Origin of the sequence: Planococcus plakortidis (assembly GCF_001687605.2) — a bacterium.
Taxonomy (GTDB): Bacteria; Bacillota; Bacilli; order Bacillales_A; family Planococcaceae; genus Planococcus; species Planococcus plakortidis.
Window position 1 is genome coordinate 2938090 of record NZ_CP016539.2, and the last position, 23372, is coordinate 2961461.

The 23372-nt window shown below is 39.4% G+C and carries 20 protein-coding genes and 1 pseudogene; 7 read left to right on the forward strand and 14 right to left on the reverse strand.

Going from position 1 to position 23372, the window contains the following annotated elements; all coding sequences use genetic code 11:
• Positions 1-208: 208 nt before the first annotated feature.
• The 7 genes from BBI15_RS14665 to BBI15_RS14690 form a co-directional block, all read right to left on the reverse strand.
• On the reverse strand, positions 209-655 hold the full coding sequence (locus tag BBI15_RS14665; RefSeq protein WP_068870667.1) for a hypothetical protein: 447 nt from the start codon (positions 653-655) through the stop codon (positions 209-211).
• Between the two features lie 261 nt (positions 656-916).
• Positions 917-1585, reverse strand: coding sequence for a DUF3885 domain-containing protein (locus tag BBI15_RS14670; RefSeq protein ID WP_068870669.1), 669 nt, complete (start codon positions 1583-1585; stop codon positions 917-919).
• Positions 1586-1715: 130 nt separating this feature from the next.
• A complete protein-coding gene (locus BBI15_RS14675) occupies positions 1716-1961 on the reverse strand; it encodes a hypothetical protein (RefSeq protein ID WP_068870671.1) in 246 nt (81 codons plus the stop codon).
• Positions 1962-2216: 255 nt separating this feature from the next.
• Positions 2217-2375 carry a hypothetical protein gene (locus tag BBI15_RS16470; protein ID WP_157101673.1) on the reverse strand — a complete coding sequence of 53 codons (159 nt, stop codon included), beginning with the start codon at positions 2373-2375 and terminating at the stop codon, positions 2217-2219.
• A 340-nt stretch (positions 2376-2715) separates the two neighbouring features.
• A complete protein-coding gene (locus BBI15_RS14680) occupies positions 2716-4002 on the reverse strand; it encodes an AbiJ-related protein (RefSeq protein ID WP_068870672.1) in 1287 nt (428 codons plus the stop codon).
• Between the two features lie 90 nt (positions 4003-4092).
• The gene (locus tag BBI15_RS14685) at positions 4093-5058 is read right to left on the reverse strand and encodes a hypothetical protein (RefSeq protein WP_068870674.1); all 966 of its coding nucleotides are present in this window, start codon (positions 5056-5058) and stop codon (positions 4093-4095) included.
• Between the two features lie 22 nt (positions 5059-5080).
• Complete coding sequence (locus BBI15_RS14690; RefSeq protein ID WP_068870676.1) at positions 5081-5644, reverse strand: recombinase family protein; 564 nt, start codon at positions 5642-5644, stop codon at positions 5081-5083.
• 236 nt (positions 5645-5880) lie between these two features.
• Between BBI15_RS14690 and BBI15_RS14695 the strand changes: the two genes are divergently transcribed.
• Together BBI15_RS14695 and BBI15_RS14700 are read left to right on the forward strand one after the other, a co-directional pair.
• Positions 5881-6936, forward strand: coding sequence for a M48 family metalloprotease (locus BBI15_RS14695; protein ID WP_068870678.1), 1056 nt, complete (start codon positions 5881-5883; stop codon positions 6934-6936).
• A 287-nt stretch (positions 6937-7223) separates the two neighbouring features.
• Positions 7224-7883: a hypothetical protein gene (locus tag BBI15_RS14700; RefSeq protein ID WP_068870679.1), complete on the forward strand. Its 660-nt coding sequence runs from the start codon at positions 7224-7226 to the stop codon at positions 7881-7883.
• 240 nt (positions 7884-8123) lie between these two features.
• On the opposite strand, the pseudogene BBI15_RS16835 reads toward BBI15_RS14700, so the two are convergent.
• Both BBI15_RS16835 and BBI15_RS14710 read right to left on the reverse strand, forming a co-directional pair.
• Positions 8124-8590: pseudogene (locus tag BBI15_RS16835) on the reverse strand (DUF3427 domain-containing protein).
• Between the two features lie 112 nt (positions 8591-8702).
• Complete coding sequence (locus tag BBI15_RS14710) at positions 8703-9689, reverse strand: PDDEXK family nuclease (RefSeq protein WP_208599434.1); 987 nt, start codon at positions 9687-9689, stop codon at positions 8703-8705.
• A 285-nt stretch (positions 9690-9974) separates the two neighbouring features.
• On the opposite strand from BBI15_RS14710, the gene BBI15_RS14715 reads away from it, so the two are divergent.
• The 3 genes from BBI15_RS14715 (at position 9975) to BBI15_RS14725 (ending at position 13218) form a co-directional block, all read left to right on the forward strand.
• The gene (locus BBI15_RS14715; protein WP_068870683.1) at positions 9975-10406 is read left to right on the forward strand and encodes a very short patch repair endonuclease; all 432 of its coding nucleotides are present in this window, start codon (positions 9975-9977) and stop codon (positions 10404-10406) included.
• 107 nt (positions 10407-10513) lie between these two features.
• Positions 10514-11776: a DNA (cytosine-5-)-methyltransferase gene (gene dcm, locus BBI15_RS14720; RefSeq protein ID WP_068870685.1), complete on the forward strand. Its 1263-nt coding sequence runs from the start codon at positions 10514-10516 to the stop codon at positions 11774-11776.
• Between the two features lie 65 nt (positions 11777-11841).
• On the forward strand, positions 11842-13218 hold the full coding sequence (locus BBI15_RS14725; RefSeq protein ID WP_068870687.1) for a Sau3AI family type II restriction endonuclease: 1377 nt from the start codon (positions 11842-11844) through the stop codon (positions 13216-13218).
• A 71-nt stretch (positions 13219-13289) separates the two neighbouring features.
• Here BBI15_RS14725 and BBI15_RS14730 read toward each other — a convergent pair whose 3' ends face one another.
• The 5 genes from BBI15_RS14730 to BBI15_RS14750 form a co-directional block, all read right to left on the reverse strand.
• Positions 13290-14714 carry a UvrD-helicase domain-containing protein gene (locus BBI15_RS14730; protein WP_068870689.1) on the reverse strand — a complete coding sequence of 475 codons (1425 nt, stop codon included), beginning with the start codon at positions 14712-14714 and terminating at the stop codon, positions 13290-13292.
• An 18-nt stretch (positions 14715-14732) separates the two neighbouring features.
• The gene (locus tag BBI15_RS14735; RefSeq protein WP_068870691.1) at positions 14733-14921 is read right to left on the reverse strand and encodes a hypothetical protein; all 189 of its coding nucleotides are present in this window, start codon (positions 14919-14921) and stop codon (positions 14733-14735) included.
• Positions 14911-17520, reverse strand: coding sequence for a hypothetical protein (locus BBI15_RS14740; protein ID WP_068870693.1), 2610 nt, complete (start codon positions 17518-17520; stop codon positions 14911-14913). The genes BBI15_RS14735 and BBI15_RS14740 overlap by 11 nt, the downstream gene beginning before the upstream one ends.
• A complete protein-coding gene (locus BBI15_RS14745) occupies positions 17517-20708 on the reverse strand; it encodes a UvrD-helicase domain-containing protein (RefSeq protein ID WP_068870695.1) in 3192 nt (1063 codons plus the stop codon). Before BBI15_RS14745 ends, BBI15_RS14740 begins: the two co-directional genes overlap by 4 nt.
• A 304-nt stretch (positions 20709-21012) precedes the next feature.
• A complete protein-coding gene (locus BBI15_RS14750; RefSeq protein ID WP_068870697.1) occupies positions 21013-21288 on the reverse strand; it encodes a hypothetical protein in 276 nt (91 codons plus the stop codon).
• A gap of 267 nt (positions 21289-21555) precedes the next feature.
• Between BBI15_RS14750 and tnpA the strand changes: the two genes are divergently transcribed.
• Positions 21556-21957: an IS200/IS605 family transposase gene (gene tnpA / locus BBI15_RS16320; protein ID WP_084632940.1), complete on the forward strand. Its 402-nt coding sequence runs from the start codon at positions 21556-21558 to the stop codon at positions 21955-21957.
• A 5-nt stretch (positions 21958-21962) separates the two neighbouring features.
• Positions 21963-23042: an RNA-guided endonuclease TnpB family protein gene (locus tag BBI15_RS14755; protein WP_068870699.1), complete on the forward strand. Its 1080-nt coding sequence runs from the start codon at positions 21963-21965 to the stop codon at positions 23040-23042.
• The last annotated feature ends 330 nt before the right edge of the window (positions 23043-23372 follow it).

Sequence of the window (23372 nt, forward strand, 5' to 3'; positions counted from 1 at the left end):
GAAGCTGAAGCTTCTTCCGATAAGGGGTCATATGTAAATGTTAATGACGCCTGATTTTGTCTATGCCTCGACGCACTAGTAAAAGTACTGGCTAGCCGATAATCATTAAGGCAAGAAGAATCGCTAGAATTAGCTTCTTCTTGCCTTTTTTCTTTGTACAGCTTCCGATAACCTCATGATATGTAAACTATAGAGTGAAAACGCGTTATTAAGGAGTAATTTCGAAAATCCTGCCAGTGTCTGGTATAAAGAGAAGTGAGGTATGCTCCTCTTCAACTGACGGAACGGTCCCCAAGAAAGCGTATCCCCAATTAGGGGCAAAGGGATTCCAGGCTTCATTCCGATCGAGTGGTAAATTTTCCTGGATGGTCAGCTCCATATCTAAGCCATAAGTAACCAAAATTTGTTCTTGGGCTTGCTGATGAGTGTATTTTGGTAGCGAAAAGATGATGGATACCCCCACCATTAGGACAAAAAAGAAGTAGACTCCATATCTTTTCTCGGGTATAAGATATCTGTAAATCATGACATGAAGCGTTAAGAGAGTGATGGGAGCACTTAAAGGCATCACATTGTGGTAAAATTGCGTATTTACACTCAAAAGAAGAATAAAAACAACCGCAGATAAAATAAGACCAATCCTATATTCTCTCAAAATCTTCAGCCTCCGCCTACTTGTTGCGAATATGACTTTTTCTAAATTAATTGTGTGTTTTTGGCAAATGGAAACGAGCAGGCATATCGCAATGAAATACCAGTAAAACAAAGACTTTTAATGTATCATTTTTTCTAGAAAGTTTACTTTTCTAGATCTATTAATTAAGTCAATAAAATAATAAATTTGAATGTAACTTAATTAGGATTAAGTTACATTCAGATCAAAGCAATAGCATATTATTTTCTTGGACCTAACTGGTTACGCAAACAACTGTTTCATATCTTCACGGTTATATTCATAGAGCCAATCAGAATATTTTTCATACAACGGGCGCAATGTCTCTTTATCAGCTGCAATCACTTCACACCCTCGATCATCGTAAATAAAGAAGATCGCATTCTTGGTGAGGTTGATGAAAAATGTATCAGGATAATACATCCCCTTTTCTCTTCTAAATTTAGGCTTCAAGGGAAAATCTTCGTTACAGGCAGCCTGGATCAGCTGATGGTAGCGTAAATCATTTTTCCTGCATTTCAAATGATACTGCGCAGTGTAGTAGTCTTCTGCTTCTTCTTCCTCATCGAAAACATAGGGCAGTGTGTTTAGCTTTAGTTGTAAAGCCAATTTTTTATTTTTGACGCCATTTTTATATACCTTGAACGGTTTTGTTCTTCCGTTGGCATTTTTTCGGTGGTAGACATTCGTTACTAAAACCAATTCATCCTCTTTAGAAAAAAGGTCATTGAAGATTGCCAAGGTTTGCTTATATGCATTTTCAAACCGGTGCAGATTCAGTTTGTCCCCTTCTTCAAACTGATAGATCCCTAATCCCAGTTCGAAATGAATGCCAGTTTTCCATTGAAGATAAAGGCTTGGTTTTAAAGCCAGCCCAGGAAAAGTAGTATGTAAATACTCTTGTAGCTCCATTAATTTTTTTGCTCCTTTTTTGAAAAGAAATTCCTTAAAACTGAATGTAACTGAATTCACATTAAGTTACATTCAAAATCGATGTTTTTAGATGACTTGAAGATTATAAAAAAATTGTATTTCAAGGAATTTATGAGTTTGAATCATCAAATGCAGCATATACTTTATATTTATTTTCCGCATTTTCATCCTTGGTATATACTCTGCAGTTTTCGATGGCAGCTAATCTGAAAGCTAAAGCATAAGCTATTTTATAGTCAGGAGTACTATAACTATCATAAAGCCTTCCGTACATTTCATTTGCAATTGAATCAGCCCATACATCAGCTTCACGCATCGTATCGAATATGATTTCCTCTTCTTTGCATCTACTCATCGCATTTTCATCTCCAGTATGAAAATTTATCTTACCGTGTGCCTCTCTTAGTTACTTGCTTGATCTGAATGTAACTTATCTGCACTTAAGTTACATTCACTTCCAAACATTCTCTACATTTAGATTAACATTAATTCCCATAATATATAGATGAGATGATCAGTATTGCTTTCTCGAAGAAAAGTGTTTGAAAAAGTACATCTATACTAAAGAGGAGAAAAAATGTGATAGTGTTCGCATCTTCTCTTCATCCTTTTAATTTTCACTCTTCTCTCTGATTTCCATAATAATTAGGGCAAGTGTGCTTATAAGAGCTATTACATACATAATTGTTTTACTCGTTTCTCCCCAAGTATCTATGGCAGCAATAGTAATTACTAATATTAAAAAAATATACCTTAAATACATTTTCATATTCTAAGTCCCCTTAATGAGAGAAATTTTGTCTAGTTAACGTAAGACTATAGTTGAACCTCTTAGTTTAATATACTCAAATTCCAAATGAATAGATAGATAATTCTGGAAGTAAAACCGTTCGTAAAAGTACACTTTTACGAACGCTTTGGTAAGCACTTAAAAGTACAAAAAAGAGCGTTCGCAAAGGTGTCTACACCATTACCGAACGTTCTAACATTAACTTATACTTTTACGAACTGTTTTTTATACATTCTATATAGTAGAAACTCACTTATATTATCCTTATATCGAACTTCAATCGCAATCGGAATGTGAGAGATACACTAATTAACAGCACCTAAATAATTTTCTTATTATATAAATACTGAAAAACAGTCGTAAGTAATGAGAGGCAGCGTTTATAAAAGTATTCATAATGTCTATCGTCACTAATATCTACTTTAGTAGTTTCATGATGCCGGATTCTAAAGTTATTTCCGATGACAGTAAGATCATTAAACTCTTTCTTAAACATTTCTATAAAATGCTCTTTTTCACCACTTATCTCGCTAATAATTTTATTTGCTGACTTTTTCTTGTCCAATTGTGGAGAATAATAAGTTTTTAATCTTTCAAAAGCATCCCAAAGTTTTTCAGTTGCGATTCTAAAGTTTTCTTTTTCATAATATCTATGTGCTTCTTCGAGCAACTCTTGGAGTCCAACTTCATCAATTAGATTGTAAGAAGTCTTTACAAAAGGCCCTTCTAGCTTGGTTTCAATTTTTCCATTATTCAACTTCAAAGAAAAATCATTTAATTCAAAAATCAAATTAATTTCTTTCATAAAACTATCATTATTATTTCTATCAAAAAATTCTACTACATCAATTACACAATGAGGAGAAGTGGATAAGACAAAATCTTCTAAACTGTTGGTTTCTACATAATTATTTTCCTTGAAGCACTTTGGTATATAAAACTTTCTTATTTCATTAAAGAAGCTTTCACTTAGTAATTCATTATATTGATAACCTTCGACACTTTTCCTTTCGGAATAATCGTATTGCAATAGTAAATGATGAATTTTCCTTCTTACTTCTTTCTGAATTTTAAGAGGCAATTGTTTTTGTTTTATTGTTTTTTTATATCTTTCAGAAAAGGGAATAAATATTTCATTTTCTTGTTTATATAATTTCCAATCGTATATATCGCGGTTAGATATTTGATCAATTACATAAAGTTCATATCCATCATATTTTAATAATTTATTTATTTCATTAAGGAATTCTTTCCAATATCCCCCTTCATATCGTACGGCTGGATGAAATATTTCACAAATGAATTTTAAGTAATTTCTGTCGTCACCATTCATTAGTTGGAATCGATCATCTTCAAATACCCAACAATCTGTGTAATCATCATTGTTTTTTGTGTGCTGCCAAATATCTTCTTCAGCGTTTGAATACCTAGGGTCCTCACTTATCATGTCTTCCAAGTTGTATATTCTTTTAAGGAAATCTATTTCATCCAGTTCTCCATGATAAGGATAAGTAACTTTTTTAGGATCCCATAATTCTACTATTTCCATTCCGTTTTTAAACATTTTCTGAATATCACGTTTTGTTATTTCGCTAATTCGATTCACAATCTATAATCAGTCTCCATTCTTATTTTTCATAAAGAACCTCAATTGTAATTTTATTAAAATAAGGCATTTAATTTTCATGCTCAAAATTTAATTCAAGTTTAGATTTGTTGTTTTATGGATTCCTTCTGATAATTTCTTTATTACCTTTAAAAGTTTTATCACATATTCTTTTTTAGAAACTAGTCTTTGACCTACTCTATATGTAGTATCATTTGACTTATTCAAATACATATCATCAACCATGCCATTATTATGTTCTAAAAGATGTCTTCTTTGAAACATCAAATTTAAAAAGTCAATTTCTTCATTTGTGAGCCATTCCTCATAACTTACCTCATAGTAATCTCTAAACAAGTTACTACCTTTATAGACAATTTGAAAATCATTCGGTCTTACTGTTTTTTTGCAATTTTTTTTAAAGCTCTCAAAAGCAAACTTTTGAAATGCGGAAATGATTTCCTTCAAACTAGTCTCGATAATATTCTGAACCATATTTGTCGAAGTATCTTTATTATATATTTCTTGAAGAATTCCTTGCATCTCATCTAATGAATTAAGTTGATTTTCAATCCTACCTATAGATTCATTAAATACCCGATCTACAGAATTATGGCCGCAACATGGACAAAAATATGCTGTACCTATAACACTTGTTTTGGTTTCGCACTGTTCACAAGTAATTATAAGCTCCCATTCTTCAAGTTGACCAATCGGATTGTTTTGGAATGAAATTCTTTTTCCTGGTTTATATTTAATATTTACATACTTATTTGAATTTCTTGAAATCTTTTTAAAAGACTCGTGTATAGTCTTCTGAACTTCATTGATTGCCCACTGTCTAGCTATATCCCTCATACTATCAAGCTGACCTTGCGTCCACCAAGAATCGGAAGGTGCTGTATGTCCACAACGAGGACAATATACTTTTTCATCAGAAACTTTATTTTTCCAATCTAAAATGTAAATTTTGAAAACGAATTCACATTCTTCGTGCGGACATTCTCTATCAAAATAACCTTTTTCATCAGAAACAACTTCAATAGGAATTTCCATCTCCAGCCTCCTTTTGGTAAAACTATATATTTTCAATTTTTTCTTTTTTCAGTTCCCTGTATAATGTTGCTGCAGAAATACCTGTTGCTTCTTGTATTTCTTTAACACTCATTCTTTTCGAATGGTAAAGGGCAGTTGCTTGATTTAACTTCTGCTGATTGACTTTTGGTCTTCCTCCCCTTCTCCCTCTTGCACGCGCGGCTTTCAATCCAGCCATCGTTCGTTCACGAATAATATCCCTTTCAAATTCAGCTAATACCGATAGCATTCCAAACATCGCTTTTCCTGCAGCCGTCCCTGTATCGATATTGTCTTGGATGCTGACGAACTCTACTCCTTTTTCTCGAAGTAGTTCTGCAATTTCAATCAATCGCTTTGTGGATCTTGCTAATCTATCTAACTTGTAAACTACGAACTTGTCACCAGCTCGTGACATCTTAATTGCTTGTAACAATTCAGGGCGATCATCTTTTGCTCCAGATAGTTTCTCCTGGAAAATCTCTTCGCAGCCAAATTCTTTTAAAGCATCCAACTGCAAATTCAGAGATTGATCAATCGTACTGACTCGAGCATATCCTATAATCATAAAATCCCTCTTCCCACTTCTGTTATCAGATTAATTATATCAAATACATTCGTTTACGACACATAGTTTTTGATATGAGTTTTGATATAAAAAGAGTATAAAAAAGAAGAAGATTTTCACCTTCTCCTCAACACTCTCAAAAACCATCGTTTTTGATAAAAAAAACACAAGTTAAAAGAATTTTATTTGCCATTTTATAGTATGATTATATGAAAAAAGACAATGAGAGGAACAAAATGGGAGATAAAAAATCGGCATATGAACGATTTTTAGATGGATTCTTAGGCGGAGTGGGAGATTGGGATAATCATTTGGCCGAAGCCATACATGAGGACGAAAATCCTTACCTTAAAAATCAAATGCTTAAAATACTAGAAGAACAAGAAGAATTTGGAGATGCAATAAATTTTGGTTTAGGGCGAGAAATCTGGTACAGTAATGACTTTTTTATCAATAGTCTAATTCTAGATTTTATTACAGCTGCAGAAAATGATAACAATGCAGAGGACGACCTGGTTAATGAGCTAAAACTAATTTGGGTTGGAATGCTTGGAAAATTGGGAGTCGATGTAGAAGCAATCAATATGGATGATGGCTTTGAAGGCTATTTAATTACAATGCATTTCGGAATGGAATTAGATATTCAGTTTATCTCTGAACTTGTTGCATACCACGTTTATGGTAGGAAAATTAAAGATTTGAGAGAAAGGGCTCAGCTACTTCCAGAAATGGCTAAGTTATTATGGTTTTTGGTTGATAAGGAAGCACTGATAAAAGAAGCCACAGAATTGGCACAGTCGGAAGCGGATCAGCAAGTGGATCGTAACTCTCCTAGAGTACACATAGCATCACATCTGTTTGAAGCAGGGATGAAATTTGTATTAGGTCACGAAATTGGTCATCATTTCTTAAAACATACAGAAACGAATGGAAGAAACATTGTATCAAAATTCATACCAACGGATGTTACTTTTGATCAAATGCATTTAGATGAATTTGCTGCAGATAATTTTGGATTTGATTTATTAATTAAAGGGAAGAAAGAAAGAAACAACAATGAATTATTGGCTCCGCTAATGGTAATATTAATGCTGGCTCTTTATGATAAAACCCCTGAAGAACCTAGTCAATATCACCCTTCATTGAGGAATAGGTATCTAAACCTATTAAGTAAAGTGTCTGACCATAATGAAGAAATAGCAGCTAACCTTCAACAAATCTTTGATGAAGTAGCTACTTGGATTAATCGTACTTTTTATGATGGCTACTGGAAAACAGAATGGTGGAAATAGAAAAAGAAACAGGAATATCACAGCTGCTTCCATTTACGGGTTTCCTTCCGTGACCAACCATTTACTAGCTTTCATCAAAATGATCCTGTGGGATTTTTCCACAGGGTCATTTTTCTTATTTCACATTAATTCTTCAGGTACACGAAGCCGTCCCAAGCGGATTTAATGAAGGCTTTGGAGCGCAAGGCTGGTCTCAGAGAAGAGTAATTTCAAGAAAATTTTCTTGGAAAACAACTAGTCAGTAAACACCTCACATGGGATAATTAAGGAAGCAAAGGGGGGGTTGGATGGAAGATGAAATAGTCTACAAAGATTACAGAAAAATGCAGATGATAATAGGCAAATTGCTTGATGAAATCGAAGCAGACCTCGATAAAGAGGAATTGAAATTCGACCCTAAAATTGTTTTATGTGGCCGCTTCGGAGTTGATGTAACTCCAAGACCCAACACTTACAAGTACACTCCTGAAGGCAAAGAAGACATCGCCTTTAAAGAGAAAAGTAGAGAGCAAATTGAGCACTTGATTGCCCATACATACGGAAACAAATTCAACAGAGAATATAAGGAAGAAATCGGGATTTTGTCCGATGCTTTCTTATACGGTGATGACATTTTCATCGGACCGATTCACCTGGATTTTCCTTATGAAATTTTTATGGACGTAGCATCAAAGCAGAACGACTTCTCTGACGGCAAAGAACCTATCGCCATCATTGTTCGCTATTGGGCGGAACTACTGAAGGAAAATGAAGACGTTTTAGAAGACGAAGAAGTTATTGAAGATAATGCCGAACCTGAAACAGTAGTTAAACCGAAGTTTGGAAAATATGGCTACAACAGAGAAGAAGATCCACACGCATACGAACCATTGCCGACACGTTCCAGAGATTTTGATTTCGACGACGATGCCTCCAACTGGTCTTATAATGAACGCCACAACGATTAAGTTTAGAAATTGTTATATCTTTAACAGCCAATCGATTTCTTCGATTGGTTTTTTTATTAATTTTATATTTCATACCATCTAATATGTTCATACTTTTTATTGTTTAATATAGATAATCCTCTATTATTTATATTAGTTGTAATTCAGAAATATCAACGAGTTATATCTTTTTTCGAGAAAATCTATTTTAAACTTTTAAAGCTAACGGCAACAATCATTCCAAGTGACCTAAGATAGACTTCAAAAGGACTCCACCAAATACCGATAAAGCTTCTGCTCCACCGAATTCTTCAACTTCATGTCCATCTGAACCACCGGGGTGTCCCGGTGGCTTTTGTCTTTCATGAGCGATTGTTGGATGGAGTGTTGATCGGGTGAGGCTTGGCCCAGGTAGTAGAAATCGCCGCCTTCATCGTGATTTTTTTTGAAGAAGATGTGGATGTCCATGCCGAGCTCTTCGGAGCGAATGATTTTTGGACTTCGTCCGATTGGAGTGTACGGTTGCTGCGGGTGAACCAATGCAGCGTTTCTTGGTTGATTAAATCATCTCCATAGGCAACGCTCGATTCGACTTCCTCGCTTTTATGGTAAGCCACTAAGATCGGACAGGTGCCGTGCTTTGGCTTGTATCCGTAAATAGTCGAACTCTCGTCATTATCCCAGTTCAACAAGCGGCAGACGTCTTTGCGCTTGTATTTCCGGTGCAAGGTGAGTTCTTGCTGTTACTTATAGCGCAATCTTTGCTGTCTCGCGGTAGCAAGCAGGTCTCCTACTGCATTTCGGAAGAAGCTGTTTTCCATTAGGCTGCTTTGGATTTGTTCAATGGACTTCGGTGAATTCCAATTGCTTCGATGTAGGGTTGAAACGGTACTTTATAAGCCTCAACTTGGCCCATTTCTCAGTCTTGACCGGTCGGCTTCCTTTAGCGAAAATCCGTGTCCCCACTTCGTCCTTCAAGGAAACGACTTCAGTTGGGAAATCACTCGCTACTACAAAAGCCTCTATCATGGAATAATCCTTATACGCATATTCCTGATTAACCCAATCGACATATTTCATGACCTGGTGGATGACTTCCTTGTCAGCTATCCCTTTCTTCAATTCTATGACAAGGTATTTAGATATGGTCTTGTAGGGGAAAATACGACGGTAGCCGAAGATATCCATCTTATCCATATAATCGACCGGCTTGAATGGAGAAGCTACCACTTGATGCGATAGGTAGTCCCAATTACCGAATATGCCGCCAGGGTTCTTCTTGACATATTCAATCACCCCTGCTTCTATCGCCATTTCATGCTTGATTCTTTCCCCCATCGAAGCAAGATCGAGTATATTGCCCGCACTCGCTTCGTAGCTTCCACCGACCAATCGACTGATCCGATCATGTAACTTCGGGGATTCCGTAAAAGTTTCCGATTCAATCCCCAACGCTCCTTCATTTGTTTTAAGTATGACATCGAAAAGGGCTGCGTCTTCCTTGTCATCTATCTTGATGAAAGACCTCTTCCACAATACCCTGAGCATCTTGAATGCTTCGGGATTTGACATGAGCACTTCGTCCATATCGATTCCGTGCTTGAAGAATGCGGGAGTTCCGCTGAATGTGCATAGAACCCTGTTATCAAGGTTGCGACTGGAGCCATCGAGTAGCATGCTACTCTTCACGTCCTTATATTTAGGTGCTTCCGGTGAGTCTGCTCCAGGAAAGTTCAGGTACTTGCAATCAAATCCGACGTTTCTCAATTTTCCGATTCCGAATATTTTTCTTTTGATGAAAAAGTAAACGTGGTCACCTTCCGACATGGAAAGGTAATCAGCGAAAGTTCCTTAGTGATGAGCTTTCCAATGGCCCGTGTTTATATTCAAATAGGTGCTGTAAAATCCATTGACAATCATTTCATGTAATGAATCCTCATTATTCAAGGTGAAAATGTATCCAGCCATATTAACTTCCTTCCATATAGAGTAAGACTCGAGATAGTTTTCTTCAATTCTACCAATTACAATCCACTGAGCCAATCCGCTCCACGCAGGAACGTTTACACCGAACTGCCAGGAGGAATGTATCAGTAAAAAGGGCTGATTCCGATGCCGGACAAAATCTCCAAGGAAAAACGAAGCAAAATAATGGGTTCGATAAGGGCTCAATCCAAGTTAGAGAATATCTTCAGTAAAGCGCTCTGGCATAAAGGCATTCGATTCCGCAAGAATGTCCGCAAACTGCGCGGCACACCGGACGTCGCCATAAAGAAATACAAGGTGGTCATTTTCGTCGATTCCTGCTTCTGGCATGGCTGTCCTCTCCATTACAAACGCCCGAAGAGCAACCAGGAATTCTGGGATGCGAAGATAGCGCGCAATAAGGAACGCGACCTAGAGGTAGATGCCCATTACACCGATCTGGGCTGGCACGTGCTCAGGGTCTGGGAGCATGACATACGCAAGAACCTGGATGAAACAGTCGATTCGACACTGGAATTCATCCAGGCAGCTATGAGAAGATATAAGGAGTCGGATTGATGGAATAACCGAAAGTTTTTATATAAAATTAAGGTTTTCACGGATATTTATTGATCTTTCCCCGATAATTCGCTATAATTAAGAAAAACCGAAAGGATGTTCGGTAAATGGAACAAACTAAGAAACTCAGGGTCATCGAACTCTTCGCCGGTGTCGGCGGCTTCCGCCTGGGGTTGCAGAAAGCCAACCACGAACTCTTCGAAGTGGTCTGGGGCAACCAATGGGAACCTTCACGGAAAGCCCAGGATGCCTTCGATTGCTATGCGCGCAATTTCGATACGGGAATCCATTCAAACGAGGATATCACCAAGGTATCCGACGATACATTCCATGACCTCCGTGCCGACCTGCTTGTCGGAGGCTTCCCCTGCCAGGACTACTCGGTAGCCCGCAGCAAATCAGGGGAACAAGGGATTCAGGGGAAAAAAGGCGTCCTTTTCTGGGAAATCAAGCGGGTGATCGAGAACACACACCCCAAATATGTCCTGTTGGAGAACGTCGACCGCCTTCTGAAATCCCCTTCCTCCCAGAGAGGCAGGGACTTCGCGGTCATGCTGGCGACCTTCCGGGACTTGAACTATTCCGTCGAATGGCGGGTGATCAATGCCGCCGAATACGGGATGGCTCAACGGCGTCGTCGGGTCTTCATCTTTGCATATAGAAACGGGATATCTTTCGATAATAACCAGAAAGTTTTCTCACCCGATGACATAGTCTTCAATGAGGGATTCTTCGCCAAGCCTTTCCCAGTCGAGAAAGAGCCTTACAAAAATCGTATCTCCTCCGTCGAATTACCGTCGGATATCGTGGAGATTTCAGACGAATTCTCATACGGATTCCACAACTCAGGATATATGCGTGAAGGCAAGGTCTTCACTGCCCATCTCTCACCTACATTGGAAGAACCGATTCCGTTGAAGGATATTTTGATCGATGAAGAAGCGGTGCCCGAGAAGTTCTATCTCACCGATGCGAACAGCGAGAAATTCGCTTACTTGCGCGGCCCCAAGAAGATCGAACGCAAGACCGCCGATGGCCATGTCTATCACTTCTCCGAAGGCGGGATGTCTCCTACGGACGATTTGGATAAGCCGGGCCGTACCATGTTGACTAGCGAAGGCTCCATCAACCGGAGCACACATATCGTTGAAGTGGATGGGAAGAAGCGCTTCTTGACCCCGGTCGAATGTGAAAGGCTTAATGGATTCCCCGACAACTGGACCGCCGGCATGAACGATCGCATGCGGTACTTCTGCATGGGTAATGCCCTCGTGGTGGACTTGATAGAGCGCATGGGGATCCGTATCGAAGAAATAGAAAAAGCTAATGAAGTGCATGGAATCCAAATGGAATTCCCAGTGTTCGGCTGACATCATCATAGATGTCAGCTTTTTTCATGTTAAAATATAGGGAAATAAAAGAGTGGGGGAATTCCATGAGGTTCGAGAGTGAAATTGAGTTATTATCTAGGGCTCAGGAAGCCGAAGGTATGAGCTTTTATGAAATTGATAGAACGGGACGTATCGATAATGAGAAAGCCAAGGGGCATCTCGGCCAAATCATCGAAGAAAGTTTTTTCGGATACGAAGTCAATTCCAATGCAGAGGCTGATTTTGCAGAACTCGGTATTGAGTTGAAGGTTACTCCCGTCAAGGAGTTGAAAAATGGGCAACTAAGCGCCAAAGAGCGACTCGTTCTTAATATCATCGACTTTCACAAAGAAGCACTCAATTCCTTCGAGGACTCAAGTTTTTGGAGAAAGAACGAATCCCTCCTTCTAATGTTTTATAAATGGCTTCCCGATATTCCAAGAGGCAACTACAGGATATTGAAATCCCATTTGCACAGATTTTCAGAATCCGACCTTCAAGTAATCCGGAATGACTGGTCGATAATCGTTGCCAAGATAAAGGCAGGACAAGCGCACCTCATTTCGGAAGGCGACACTGCATACCTCGGTGCATGCACCAAGGGGGCCAACCGAAAATCCATTCGGACCCAGCCATTCAGTCCCGAACCAGCCATGCAGCGCGCTTTTTCTTTGAAGGCGTCATATATGACAACACTTATCCGTGAATTGATTACAGCTGAACATCTTGTTCCCATCGCGGAGCCCGACGAATTGCAGCAGAAAAGTCTTGGCCAATTGTTGTCAGATCGGTTCAAGAAATATGAAGGAATGGCTGTTGAAGATATCGCCAAGGAAGCTGACGCCCCACTGAATACAAAATCCAAATCTTTCCTACCGCTGTTCGTCAGTTCACTCCTGGGGGTCAAAGGGACTTCTCTGGAAGATATAGAGGAATTCTCCAAGGCCAACATCAAATTCAAGACCGTTAGGCTAGAGCCGGACGGGAAACCGAAGGAACATATGTCGTTCCATACTATCAACTTCCAGGAATGGATAAATGAAGAATGGGAAACTTCTTTGTTACGCACTATGTTCGAAGAAACGAAATATCTATTGGTTGTATTCGGATACCAAGAGACGTTACGCGAAAACCCTGACAGGAACCTCTATTTTAAAGGTGTTCACCTCTGGAACATGCCCATGGAGGAAATCGAGGGTAGGCTGAAAGATTTTTGGTTGGAAGGACGAGCCATTCTCGAAGAAGGAGTTCTTTTGAAGAAGACCAATAGGGGAATCTCGAACAATCTTCCAGGCCCGCAAAGTAACGGACTTTGTCATGTCAGACCTAGAGCGCGTAATGCTGGTGACCGAATTATCTTGCCTGATGGACAGCCTATAACGAAACAAGCATTTTGGATTGATCGGGAATATATAGGGGAAATAACAAAGAAACTTAAATGAATTTACAGAAATGGGGAAAGGGAAGCTGAAATGAATTCATTTCAGCTTCCCTTTCCTCTTCCTACAGCAACTTACTTTCTTTTTAACTTGTAATCTTCAGGATTCAATTCATCCAGATAACGACTTCTCTTATCTCCATAGGTCGTCATCACCAATTGATGTTTGGCTCGTGTCATGGACACATACAATAATCTCCTGTCTGACTGGGCCGCTTCTTCTACATCTTCCTTATCCATTTCTTTGGTCAAATACGGCAAGTTCCCTTCTGTAAGTCTTACAATGAAGACTACATCGAATTCCAACCCCTTAGCTGAATGCATCGTTACCAATTTAATTCCGGGCTTTAAAGAATTCCCATCATCTTTATTGATTATTTCAACAGGCAGATTCGGGGGCAATACCCTTTTCAACGCATAAAGGCTCTTTACATTACGCACTAATATCCCGATGGTTATATCCCGCTTACTGCTTCGCCAAATTTCATTGACGGAGGCTGCAACCCCCTGGAATTCCGCTGTTGTATCCTTATAGACGTGAAGCTCGGGAGGAATACCGCTTTCCCTTGTCGGCATAAGCAATTCTTCTTTGTCATCGGCCTGTTTATTACTTCCAATTGAAAGATTCTTTTTATAAAGGGGCTGGGCTAGCTTCACAACCTCTACGCACGAACGGTGCATTTCCTCCAATGACTTCGTCCGTCCTCCCACCACGTTTATACCTACGCTTTTCCAGGTGAAGTCTGTCTTGTATATCTTCTGCCCCATGTCAGCTGAAACAACCAGACTTTTCGGATTCAATTTCCTTAATAGTGAAAGCTCCGATTGATTAAGGTCCTGGGCTTCGTCAATCAAGATAAAGTCATATTTAAAGTTAGAAGGTATCTCATCAATTCTGCCGGAAAGGATGTTGGCATAATCATCGAACGGAATGATTCCCTTCTTAGCCAGTAGTGAATCGAAGGCTTCCAGGAATCGATAGACTTCTTTCCGATCCTCTTGACTCAACCGAGCATTCCGCCCACTTCTTTTTACTTGCTTGTAGTCTTCCAAGTTGTCTATACCTTGACCTTTTATCCACTGAACCTCCTCTTCAAGGAATTTCTTGAATTTATCCTCTTTATAGAATCTATGCTTGGAAACCTTTTTTCTTTGTGAATAGATTTCTTCAAAGGCTTCGTCTACAGTTTTCGGCGAGGAATTGGGCTTCCGACCATTCATTTTCAAAAGAAGACGCCATCCCCACCCATGGAATGTGGAAATCGTGATTCCTTCCGTAGCTTCACCCTTTGATTCAAAGAAGTCTTTCACATATTTGGTGAGCGTCTTATTGTAAGTGATCATAAGGATTTTCGCTTCAGGATTCGTCTTCATCAATTTCAATAATTTATAGAGCAAGACTGTGGTTTTGCCACTACCGGGAGCGCCTTTTATGAGTATATGTTCCGCCTCGAAATCGATTGCATCGTTCTGCACCTTGGTCATTATCATTTTCACCATTCAAATTCATCCCCTTTCCTAAAACCAATCATCATCCATCAAGTCATCGAATTTCTGCTTCTCTCTATCCATTTCTTGACTTTTTAATTTGGAGATGTCATATTTCTGTCCTTCATTTTCCAAAACCGATAAATGGGCAATTACCCATCCATCAAGCAGCTTTTGCCTTAATTCGTTACCGGCTGGGGGTTTAATTTTATCTCCCATCTTTTGGATAGACCCCCTCCGCACAGATGTTCAGATGAGGACAGAACCTGCAGTTATATCCCGGTGATGCTATAGAGCCTTTCTGTTCACTTGTATCGTCATTCTCTTTTGACATACCTAGGAGACGCGACGTCCTTACGACAGTCGCATACTGATAGTCTTCTACTTCATAATATTTAATTTTATATCGACGATTCTTTTTTTTCATGTTTTGCTTTTTGACGAACTTTTTATACTCACTGCTATATTGCGGGAAAAGAGCTTCGATTGAATTATATGCATTCTCCCAATCCCCAAAAACATTGTGAGCTTCCCACAAAAGACCTGAAAAGATATTTCTCTGATGGAAATCTTCTTGGAATGAGCTATAGTCATTTAAGATATAACTGAAGATGGCTCTTTTTTTACATAGTTTCCATTCTTCCTCCATCATTTCGCTCCAATTGGAAAAATCCATGCTTGGTGCAACAGCTTCAGTCAGGTTTGCTTTGTGTTTGTCTGCCTTAACGGATGTAGTCTCCCCCTCTAATCCTATCATCTTGAAATAAGCAGCCAACCTTAAACCAGTTTCTTCATTCAAATCTTCGACAAAACTTATCCTCACATTATCGGCTGAAGAAAACATAGCGTAGAGGAGATATCTATTCATACTTCCTGCAAAGCGCGAATGTACCCTAAAGAGGCCCAATTCAGGTCGGTGCTTAGTGAGCCTTTCTTCCGTCTTCGAACTTAGTGGCCAAAGTTTATATTTCACGATACTCGGCAGGGATTTATGATCAGCAAAAGCCAAATGTATATCACGATTCGACTTGAACGGGATACCATCCCCTAGATATAGTCCTCCTAGCCGGTCAATCTTTTCACTCTCATCATCTTTTTCACTGGGAAGCCCGGATGTCAGGAAATAACGTAGCCCTTGGCTGATGTCCGATACTCTGAAGGTCAATTCATCTTCAGTAAGTTCATCCATCTGTTTAAGCAGTCCATGAATCACTTCTTTTTCCTCTCGTATTATTTCAGCATCAAGCGGCGCTTCAGTATACTTCTTCAACTTCTTGATATACCCGGTGATGTTCAATTCCGATTGGCTTCCAAACAGGTCTTCGCTCATCTCTTTCACCGCCAAGAAACCTTTCTTGATTATATATAAATCCTCGATTCCCAATTTGAAATATGATAGCTGTTCAAAAGGTTTGGAATGAAGACGGTGCACCCTTGAATCTGGAATCCCCTCCTGACTCCAGGACAATTTCTCTTCGATGATTTCATCGATTTTAACGATCCATTCTTCGATGGTCGGCTCGTTTTTTTCTTTCCCTTGAATATATCCGTCTCCAAGAGAGAAATAAGGCAGCAACATTTCCAGTTCTTTCAGATATGATTTCATATTGATTGTCTGGCCATTTTCCGGATTCTTATAGACAAGGTAGCCACTCGAGAAGAGAGTTTTCATGGATTCAGGGGTCACCGCTTCATAGTAACGGCTCTCCCCATCTTCCGGATTCTTCTTCTCGTGGATAATGCCATGGAGTGTAAACAGAAACCTGCCTATCGGATATTCCAAAAGGCTATGGTTCTTCTTCACGAGAAGGTCCGAATAATAGAGTTGTTCACGCGCCTGTCCTCCCCTAGATGTGACCACATGCTCGAATGGCTTATCGGATGCCTCCCTCCTACTCTTTTCCTTTCGGATGAATTCCGTTAAATCAGTGAAACGGTGGACAGTGACATCTTTTTTTCTCGCTGAGACTTCCTCTCCTTCAAAACCGAGTAGCAAGGAAGCTGCCAATGGATGGATTCTATAGCCAGGTTCGTTAAAGGAAGGCTGCCATGTCCACTTACCTTTCTGAAGAAATTCTTCTACAATACGAAAAGTTGCTGGATAATCTTCATTATATAAGTTTAAAAAAACCAATTCATACTTCTCTTCAAGTATTTTAAAGAGATATTCCTGTATAGGAGTGATGAAATAGAATCCATGTAAAATCAATTTTTTCTTCTGTAGGCTTTTCACGACGCTTCTATCGGATTGGAAGGCTTCATCGAAAATGTTATGCTTCTCCAATTCACTCGGTGTACCCATATCTTTGAATATGTCAACGAGCACTTTCTCGAAAGCCCCCTCCTTCTTCAATAACACCGCTTCCCAATCCCGCAATTCAAACTGATCTTTCACCTTTCCCCATAGCTTAACCAATAACTCTTCCTCTTCTGTTCCACTTTCAATTGAATCCATCAGCCTTAATTCACATAAAATCCTTAAAGTATAGATTATTTCCTTTCTATTCTTCTTAAAGGAAAATATCAATTTCCTCTCACTTGTAGAAACTGATTCTCCCCACAGCTCTTCTAAAGCGGAAGAGACTGCCAGGAACTGCTTCATCTGCGCTCTTGGGGAACTCCACCCCTTTCCGAATATCCCTTCCAATACACTTCCGATAGTGACAATCGGTGCTTTTATCCACCAGCACCCTTCAGATAAAGATTCGAGTAAAGTGGGAGTGGCCACGATATGCATGACATCAGCATACTCCTTCTGGAAAACGGACTCCTTCCAGGTAAGGTCTCCCGGCACCCTATAGGTCAATACCTGCCTCATCTTCCATCACTCCTTTCAAGCAAATCTGCCCAGCATAGGCTTTTCTTCCTGGTAGCCGGTAAGATGACGGAAAGTTTCTTTTCGGCTCTCGTCATAGCTACATACAGGAGTCGTGCTTCTTCCCTTACTGTCTCAGTGACCTCCAATTGATCAGCTGACTCGAATTCATCAGTAAGCAATGGTTCGGTAACGCCTGGCCAGTTATACTTCAAGGTCACCTTCGGTTCATCGCTCTGTTCCCCATCATGGATTATCACCTTATTCTTCTGGTCATTACTCTTGATGAATGGGAGACCTGTATATGGAAGTAAAACAGTATGGAATTCCAGCCCCTTTGCTTTGTGTACGGTCATGACACGGATGATGTCCTTATCCAAGTTTTCCATAATATCAGCTTCATCGGTGTTCCGGTTAGTCGCCACTTGTATCTTCAACCATTCATATAGAAGCTGTATATCATCAGCAGCCTGCCCTAGTGTCTTATGAGCCTCCGAAAGGAGTTTCGAAAGGTTTTTCCTATATCTTATGATTTCATGGCTCTGTTCAACCCCCTTGAGATTCCCTTCAATCTCTACCTTCATCAATATGCCGTATAGGACTTTCATCGCCGGTTCGAAACGCAACTCCCGCTGAGCATCGAAAACCCAATCCGCAGCTACAGCACGGAAAAACTGTTGGATCGCTTCGAGCAACTTTTCCTTATCGCCCTCCAGAGATACAAGCTGGGTCAAGTCGAAGTCTCCCGCAATAAAGGGAGTCTGAAGCAAAGCGAAATACCCTTCCGGATTATCCTCTAGCCTTAAAGCATTAATTAGAATCAATACATCTTTAGCACTTTTTGAAGCGAATAAATTACCATCAACTGACAGTTCATAAGCGATTGACTCGCCCGACCCTTCTTTCAATCTCATTTTTTCCAGAACTCTCCCGATTTCCTTGACCTGCCAATTTTCTCTGACCAGAATCGCCAAAGATCGGTTATCTCCTCTTTCTCTGAGTTCATGCCCTTCCCACAAATCTCGATACAGGCTTTCGATATGTTCTTCAAGGAATGCATTTAGCTTCCGATGCTTCACTCGATGTATAGGGGCCGTTTTTGAGGACGCCTTCTTTTTATAAGGAGTCAGCCTTCCTATGTTCCGGCCTTTCGAATCGACTTCCTGTGGAAGATATCGCTCCTCTCCGTTACGCCATGAATCGAAAATATCTTCCATCCAATCCAAGAGATGACCATCGGTTCTATAATTTGTATTCAGTGCAAATGAAGATGTATCTATATTAGCTTTGCCCAATTTATCCTCGAGCACCCGAAATGCAGTCGAATTGGCCCCTCTGAATCTGTAAATGGACTGTTTGATGTCACCTACAGCAAATAACCGGGCACCCAGCTTCTCAACAATCGTAGAGACCAAGTCGATTTGTGCATCATCCGTATCTTGGAATTCATCGACGAAAAGGTATTTGATAGGGTGGTTCAACCTACCCGGCTCAAGGTTATCCCGCAGTTCGCCGACTTTCCTCTTCAAGTCTGCCAGCGTGGCTTCGTTCGACTCCAGTTTCTTTGTCTCCATTCTCTTGTAAGTATCGGGTATCACCGATTTTGCCGTGCGGACAAGTGTGTCCAATCGTAAATTATTCTGTGATACGTCCCATTGCAAGTAAGGCTTCCCTAAGGAGTGGCCTTTCTTCTCTATTTCTTCGTAAATCTGTGCGAGGAATTTGAAGAGATCGTAATCTTTCAACTCCAGGAGATGGTTGTAATCCTTCTCGTTACATCCATTTAGAAATCTTGAAAATTCTTCCCGGAAAATCTCCTCTCTCTTGTATATATAAGAGGTCACTTTCACATCTTGTCCCCAACCATCTATAGACCCGACGCTTTGGAATAGATACCTAGAGAAGGCATCGATAGTCATTATCCTCATCTCCATTGCCCGCTCAAGCCAAGTGAGGTATTTATCGTCCTTAGTGCTGCGAAAACGTATCTCCAGCGCTTCCATTATTTTCTTCCTCATATTGTCAGCAGCTTCCCTTGTAAAGGTAATCATCACTATATCTTCCGGATTGATTGAATCATCCGTATTCAGAAGAAACATGATTCGCGATACCATTGTAGTCGTCTTTCCACTTCCTGCTCCAGCATTCACTATCAAATGATTATTTAGAGGAGCGTGCTCTATGATATATTGTTGATGATTGAAAGTGCTAGTCATCCCAAGATGCTCGAGTCGGTTATAAGTTCCTGTCTCGAAAACTCCGTCAATTATAATCACTTGCTCCGGTATCACTGCAAGAACGTGCATGTTCAGCGAAGGATGCTCGATTCCCAGTTCTTCTTCACATAGAAGATGGACAGTTATCCCTTTCGCAAGAAGAGAGACAATATCATACCTGCTTTTGAACATCTCAAGCTCACCTGCAAAGAGCAGTGAATGTCTGATGTCCCACTCCGCCGAGTCACCAGCTGGATTATGCACAGGTATGTCCGGCACAACATATTTCGGAGGGTCTATCGGAGCGGAATATTTATAGGGATTCTCCGATATCATCACTTGTGCGATATGTCGAGCAGCTTCATGGCTATATAATTCTATGCTTCTACCGCTTTTTAATTCGATTCTTTGTGTGGAGACGTAATCATTATATAGTGGAAAATAATAGTCCTCGAAACCCGACTGGATTGTTTTCATCCGGTTTGCATTCTTCAACTTTTCATCTATATCCAATTTCCCGCCAGCGAACAGCTGGATTCCCATCGTTGTTCCGTGATTCCGTACGATGATGTCCATCTTTCCGTATAAATCCAACTCTTCGTCTAGGATGACGTCTTCAAACAACCCCGATTCTTTCAACACCAAGAAAAAATGAAGATCTCTGACTAACCCTAGATAACCTTTGAATGCGGCGTATCTGAGAAACTCCCTTTTCGCTAAAGAACTATTGCGCTTGTCTAAGGAATAATCAGCATAGTAATCCATGAATTCGCTTACAGAAGGCAGCCTTTCAAGTTCAGTAATTTGCCTATGCAATCTTGTCACCAGAATTGGTACACCATTTGTAGCGAAATCATGTTTTTCAATTGATAGTATCTTCAATTCCTCAGGATTTTCGATATAGGTCTCCGCCAACACCTTTTCGATGTTGCTCGAAGAACCTAAATTTTTTTCGTAACTTTTCATATTTACCATAATCAAAGTCTCCTTTTATTCTTTAGTCTGTTCGTCTATGAGACCTTGTTGAACATTAATTCCTATATACTGTAATAAACTAGTATAATATTTCCACTTACACTATACTACACAAGGTATAGTTATGTTAACCTACGAAGTAATTATGCTATGTTTTTGATAAACGCATATTTAAACAATCTTATGATTTTTGTTCATAATTTGAAATGACAAAAAGGCTCTCCTAATGGAAAGCCTTTTCGTCATTTCAATTATTGATTCTTTTATATTTCTAATTACTTCATACTTTAGCTGTTAGTTGTTTTTATAGATGACGCTTTAATATCTCTAAAGCTATTTTGTAATCGCTTTCTGCTTTAGCATATTCTTCTTCAAACGAATTTCTTAGCAGTATTCCTTTTCGATCTCCCCTTATTCCGTAATGATGAAGAATCTGCATAGCAACGAAGCCACCCCCACGAGCTGGTGCATCCATATTCAGTATCTCTTCCTGAATAGACCTGTGACTCTTAGCCTCGATCAAATAAGATTTTAACACTTGAAAAATCTTCTCCTCAGATAAATTCCCGATATTCCCCATACTTATCCCCTTTCATTTTACTCCGGACCAACGGATTTCTCGATGACTGATGATGAAAATCCAACTTTTGCGGCAATGGAGTATGGCGCAATTCACACCTTTAATATAACAATGAAATCTATAAATGAGAATGTATTATATTTACCGTAGAAATAGCCCTTGGAAAAAACGTTTAAATAGATTCAACCACTTATCATCTGAAATTTTTAAAAAATATGAATACTACAAATTGTTGCAGTAAACATAGTTTACTGATACATTATTAATATGTTTAACACTTACAGACAAATCCAGACAACCTTCTCCCAAATTAATTATCATTTTGCCTTTTGTCCCCGATACAGAAAAAAGATTTTTCTTCAGGAAAATGTAGAGAAACGATTCGAGTTTCTAACGAATGAAATATGTAGAGAATTGGATATCGATGTCGTTACCTTAGAATGCAATCAAGATTACACCTATATGGTTCTGAATGCTCCGCCCACCTTAAGTCCCGCCGAAATAATGGCAAAGATTAAAGGAAAAACATCAAGAATATTGAGAGAGGAGTTTTCACATCTCAACCATCTCCCCAGTCTTTGGACACGTTCCTATTTTGTTTCCACCTCAGAAAGCGTATCGAGTGAAATGATTAAACGTTACGTTGAACTCCAAAAAACCAGGGGGTGAAACCCATGAGTCAGATTATTACGGTTAAGGTGAAATTGCTTCCAACTAAGGAACAGCAACGTATCCTCAGTCAAATGAGCCGAGATTATATCTCTGTCATCAACCAGCTGGTTAATGAAATGGTGGTCGAGAGAAGAAAAACAAAAAAAACTTCAAAACACGTGATATCGAACCTTCCAAGTACCGTTAAAAGTCAAGCCATTCAAGATGCAAAAAGTATCTTCGTCATGAAGGTTATGAAAAGTAAATATTCGATTATTCCTTTTCTCAAAAAGCCCCTCTGCGTATGGAATAATCAAAATTATTCTTTCGATTTCACCCACATTTATTTGCCATTGATGATTGATGGAAAAGCAAAAAAAGTACCTGTCCGCGCGTTACTAGTCGACAAAAACAACCGGAACTTCGAGTTGTTGAACCACAAATTAGGCACACTCCGGATCAATCAAAAGTCAGGAAAATGGATTGCTCAAATCGCTGTCACTATTCAAACGATGGAAAAGACCGGAACTAAAATTATGGGGATTGATTTAGGCTTGAAAATCCCCGCTGTCGCTATTACCGACGACAACAATGTTCGTTTTTTTGGTAATGGAAGAATGAACAAATTTGTCAAACGAAAATTCCAAACTAAACGAAAAAAACTTAGCCAGAAGAAAAAGCTAAATGCTGTTCGCTATCTTCGGGATAAAGAACAACGCTGGATGAAAGATCAAGACCATAAGGTTAGTCGTGCTATTGTAAATTTTGCAAAGCAACAGAAAGTTTCTGTCATCCGCTTAGAAAAACTAGCGAATATTCGACAGACGGCAAGAACAAGCCGTAAAAACGCAAAGAATCTGCACACTTGGTCCTTCTATCGGCTTTCTCAATTCATCGAATACAAAGCAAATTTAGAAGGCATTAAAGTAGAATATGTGAACCCTGCTCATACGAGTCAACTTTGCCCAGCTTGTGCTGAAAAGAACAAAGCAAAAGGCCGGAGGTATCTATGCAAGTGTGGATTCGAAAAACATAGAGATCTTGTAGGTGCGATGAACATTAGATACGCACCTGTGGTTGATGGTAAAAGTCAATCAGCCTAAGATGCTATATGCACTGTCTTAGGAGGGGCAATGAGCTGCCCTTATCTTGAAGGCTGTTCAAAACAGAAATGGACTGAGAACGGTTAGTCATTCAAGAATCCTTCGTATATAATCACAAGTTGAAGTCATGACTTGTAATTTGAACGGTGGAATCTCAAGAAGATATTCAACTCGACCATGTAAAAGCAATCGATGAGACGGTTGCTTTTTTTGTTTTCCTTTATTCCCTTTAGATTAAAGCAAGAATATACCTTTAAACTATTAAGGACATTTCATGATTTAACTAATTGAAATGAATACTTATGTAACTTAAAATTTGAAAAAGACTTT

Bases quoted from the DNA above. Each gene is read 5' to 3' on its own strand.
- BBI15_RS14670 (WP_068870669.1), bottom strand. From the start codon at position 1,585: ATGGAGCTACAAGAGTATTTACATACTACTTTTCCTGGGCTGGCTTTA.
- BBI15_RS14675 (WP_068870671.1), bottom strand. From the start codon at position 1,961: ATGAGTAGATGCAAAGAAGAGGAAATCATATTCGATACGATGCGTGAA.
- BBI15_RS16470 (WP_157101673.1), bottom strand. From the start codon at position 2,375: ATGAAAATGTATTTAAGGTATATTTTTTTAATATTAGTAATTACTATT.
- BBI15_RS14685 (WP_068870674.1), bottom strand. From the start codon at position 5,058: ATGGAAATTCCTATTGAAGTTGTTTCTGATGAAAAAGGTTATTTTGAT.
- BBI15_RS14690 (WP_068870676.1), bottom strand. From the start codon at position 5,644: ATGATTATAGGATATGCTCGAGTCAGTACGATTGATCAATCTCTGAAT.
- BBI15_RS14695 (WP_068870678.1), top strand. From the start codon at position 5,881: ATGGGAGATAAAAAATCGGCATATGAACGATTTTTAGATGGATTCTTA.
- BBI15_RS14700 (WP_068870679.1), top strand. From the start codon at position 7,224: ATGGAAGATGAAATAGTCTACAAAGATTACAGAAAAATGCAGATGATA.
- BBI15_RS14710 (WP_208599434.1), bottom strand. From the start codon at position 9,689: ATGTCGGAAGGTGACCACGTTTACTTTTTCATCAAAAGAAAAATATTC.
- BBI15_RS14715 (WP_068870683.1), top strand. From the start codon at position 9,975: ATGCCGGACAAAATCTCCAAGGAAAAACGAAGCAAAATAATGGGTTCG.
- dcm (WP_068870685.1), top strand. From the start codon at position 10,514: ATGGAACAAACTAAGAAACTCAGGGTCATCGAACTCTTCGCCGGTGTC.
- BBI15_RS14725 (WP_068870687.1), top strand. From the start codon at position 11,842: ATGAGGTTCGAGAGTGAAATTGAGTTATTATCTAGGGCTCAGGAAGCC.
- BBI15_RS14730 (WP_068870689.1), bottom strand. From the start codon at position 14,714: ATGGTGAAAATGATAATGACCAAGGTGCAGAACGATGCAATCGATTTC.
- BBI15_RS14735 (WP_068870691.1), bottom strand. From the start codon at position 14,921: ATGGGAGATAAAATTAAACCCCCAGCCGGTAACGAATTAAGGCAAAAG.
- BBI15_RS14740 (WP_068870693.1), bottom strand. From the start codon at position 17,520: ATGAGGCAGGTATTGACCTATAGGGTGCCGGGAGACCTTACCTGGAAG.
- BBI15_RS14745 (WP_068870695.1), bottom strand. From the start codon at position 20,708: ATGGTAAATATGAAAAGTTACGAAAAAAATTTAGGTTCTTCGAGCAAC.
- BBI15_RS14750 (WP_068870697.1), bottom strand. From the start codon at position 21,288: ATGGGGAATATCGGGAATTTATCTGAGGAGAAGATTTTTCAAGTGTTA.
- tnpA (WP_084632940.1), top strand. From the start codon at position 21,556: ATGTTTAACACTTACAGACAAATCCAGACAACCTTCTCCCAAATTAAT.
- BBI15_RS14755 (WP_068870699.1), top strand. From the start codon at position 21,963: ATGAGTCAGATTATTACGGTTAAGGTGAAATTGCTTCCAACTAAGGAA.